The organism is Streptomyces sp. rh34, assembly GCF_002551245.1.
GTDB lineage: Bacteria > Actinomycetota > Actinomycetes > Streptomycetales > Streptomycetaceae > Streptomyces.
The window spans coordinates 1-2,954 of sequence record NZ_NTGZ01000450.1 but is presented as its reverse complement, the minus strand read 5'-3'; the positions used below and the strand labels follow the sequence as shown (position 1 = coordinate 2,954).

Annotated in this window: 2 protein-coding genes and 2 pseudogenes; all 4 read left to right on the top strand. The window is 71.4% G+C overall.

The features are described 5' to 3' along the window. Positions 1 to 1,419, top strand: a pseudogene (locus tag CR470_RS37060) (histidine kinase); the annotation flags it as partial. A 9-nt stretch (positions 1,420 to 1,428) separates the two neighbouring features. Continuing rightward, complete coding sequence (locus CR470_RS37055) at positions 1,429 to 1,842, top strand: roadblock/LC7 domain-containing protein (protein WP_006127850.1); 414 nt, start codon at positions 1,429 to 1,431, stop codon at positions 1,840 to 1,842. Positions 1,843 to 1,977: 135 nt separating this feature from the next. After that, the gene (locus CR470_RS37050) at positions 1,978 to 2,385 is read left to right on the top strand and encodes a DUF742 domain-containing protein (protein ID WP_003966010.1); all 408 of its coding nucleotides are present in this window, start codon (positions 1,978 to 1,980) and stop codon (positions 2,383 to 2,385) included. A gap of 40 nt (positions 2,386 to 2,425) precedes the next feature. Further along, positions 2,426 to 2,954: pseudogene (locus tag CR470_RS40145) on the top strand (GTP-binding protein); the annotation flags it as partial.

Sequence of the window (2,954 nt, the reverse complement as noted above, 5' to 3'; positions counted from 1 at the left end):
CTCCCTCGCGCCATCAGAGATGTGTATAAGAGACAGCCCCAGGGCGGCGGCCAGCCGAACAACGCCGGCCCCGGTCAGGACTTCCCGGGTCAGGGTCCGGCGCCCCAGCGCCAGAGCGGCGGCCTCGCCGGCGCCTTCGGCAACAGCGCCCGGATCGGTGCCCGCGGCGCCCAGGGCGGCCCGCAGGGCGAGGCCCCGGGCCGCGGTGACGCGACCAACCTGTTCGGGCACGGCGCTCCGCCCTCCCCCGGGCAGAACGGGCGCCCGGGTCAGTTCGCACCGCAGAACCAGCAGAACCCGTCCGGCTGGCAGGACCAGTCGAACCAGCAGGGTCCCGGAGCGCTGCAGCCCCAGGACCGTCAGGAGCAGAGCGGCCCCGCCCAGGGTGGCTTCCAGCAGCCCGGCGGCCCCGGCCGTCAGCTGCCGCCGTCCGGTGGACCGCGGGCCGAGCTGCCGGGGGGCAACCCGCAGCCGCAGCGGCCGGCGACCCCCAGCTGGGGCGCCGACACACCGCGCGGTCACGAGGAGCACGACGCGACCGGGCAGTTCGCCCGTCCCGCGGACCTCGGTCAGGACCAGTCGTTCAAGGCCCCGCTGAGCCGGCGGCCGTCGGACGACCGCCAGGGCCCCGGCGCGACCTCCGAGTTCGCCCGGCCCGACTTCTCGGCGCCGGGGGCTCCCCAGGACGGGTCGTACCAGCAGGGTGCTCCGCAGGGCCAGGACCCGGCGAGCACCGCCCAGTTCGCCCGGCCCGACTTCGGTGTCCCGCACCAGCCCCAGCAGGGCCAGGGACGGCCGGACCAGGGCGAGCAGCTGCCCGCGCCGCGTCACCGCGGCCCGGAGGGTCCCGACTTCGGCGCGCCGCGTCCGCCCGTTTCCCCGACGGGCGAGGCTCCGTACCGTCCGGCGCTGCCGCAGCAGCCGGAGTCCCTGCCGCCGGCCGGTCCCGGGGACGGTCGTACGCCGTTGTACGACACCCTGGAGACGAACTGGTTCCACGGTCCCGGCCAGGGCGGCCAGCAGCCGCCCGCCGAACCGCAGGCGCCGGCCGCCCCGGAGCCCTCCGGTGTGCCGGTCCCGCCCATGCCTCAGCGTGGTGCGGCCGACCCCTCGGTCACCAGTTCCTGGCGGGCATCGCCCAACGACGAACTCGTACGCCAGGCCGAACGGGTCAAGAAGCCCGCCGCCGGCGGGGTCACCACTTCCGGGCTGCCGCGCCGTGTTCCCCGCGCCAATTTGGTTCCGGGGACCGCACAGCAGCAGAATCACCAGTCCGGACCACAGGTTTCGCGCGCGCCCGATGACGTGCGCGGTCGTCTGACCAATCTCCGCCGGGGCATCCAGCAGGGTCGGCAGGCCAACAACGGCCCGCAGACCGGCAGTATCCATCTCGGCCCCACTCACCAGCAGGAGCGTTAGTTGAGCCCCATGAGTCAGGCCGCGCAGAATCTGAACTGGCTGATCACCAACTTCGTGGACAACACCCCAGGGGTGTCCCACACGGTGGTGGTCTCCGCGGATGGCCTGCTGCTGGCGATGTCCGAAGGTTTCCCGCGCGACCGCGCCGACCAGCTCGCCGCCGTCGCGTCCGGCCTCACCTCGCTGACCGCGGGTGCGTCCCGGATCTTCGAGGGCGGTGCCGTCAGTCAGACGGTTGTGGAGATGGAACGGGGATTTCTCTTCCTCATGTCCATCTCCGACGGTTCGTCACTGGCCGTTCTGGCCCACCCGGACGCCGACATCGGTCTGGTCGGGTACGAGATGGCCCTCCTGGTCGACCGTGCGGGCACCGTCCTCACGCCCGACCTCCGCGCCGAACTCCAAGGAAGTCTGCTCCACTAGGCGGCCATCCAGCGGATTCACGACACGATCCCCCCAGGTAATGCCCACAACCCTCACCCGTCAGGCCGCTTTAGTCCCCTCACCGGCCCCTTGCAGACGGCAAGCCGAGAACCTGCTGTCACGCCCGGAGGATTCATGACCCCGCCACCCGCCTCACCCGATCCGTACGGAGCACTGCACCACGCGTCGTACGACGGGGAAGGCGACCAGCCGCTGGTTCGTCCTTATGCCATGACCGGCGGCCGGACCCGGCCGCGCTACCAGCTCGCGATAGAGGCGCTGGTCAGCACGACGGCAGACCCCGCGCATCTGGGGACCCTGCTCCCCGAGCACCAGCGGATCTGCCACCTCTGCCGTGAGGTCAAGTCGGTGGCGGAGGTGTCGGCCCTGCTGTCGATGCCGCTCGGCGTCGCCCGGATCCTGGTGGCGGACCTGGCGGAAGCCGGCATGGTGGCCATCCACCAGCCGGGCAACGGAGAGGCCGGCGGCGCGCCGGATGTGACACTGCTCGAAAGGGTGCTCAGTGGACTTCGCAAGCTCTAGCGGCGGCGGTACGGGCCGCGCCACCACCTCGGCGAAGATCGTGGTGGCGGGCGGCTTCGGCGTGGGCAAGACCACGTTCGTCGGTGCCGTTTCGGAGATCAACCCGCTGCGCACCGAAGCCGTCATGACGTCCGCGTCGGCGGGCATCGACGATCTGACCCACACCGGGGACAAGACGACGACCACCGTCGCGATGGACTTCGGGCGCATCACGCTCGACCAGGACCTGATCCTGTACCTCTTCGGTACACCGGGTCAGGACCGTTTCTGGTTCATGTGGGACGACCTGGTCCGCGGCGCCATCGGCGCCGTCGTCNGACCAGGACCTGATCCTGTACCTCTTCGGTACACCGGGTCAGGACCGTTTCTGGTTCATGTGGGACGACCTGGTCCGCGGCGCCATCGGCGCCGTCGTCCTCGTCGACACCCGCCGCCTCGCCGACTGCTTCCCCGCCGTCGACTACTTCGAGAACAGCGGGCTGCCCTTCGTCATCGCCCTCAACGGCTTCGACGGACACCAGCCCTACACCCCCGACGAAGTACGCGAGGCACTCCAGATCGGGCCCGAC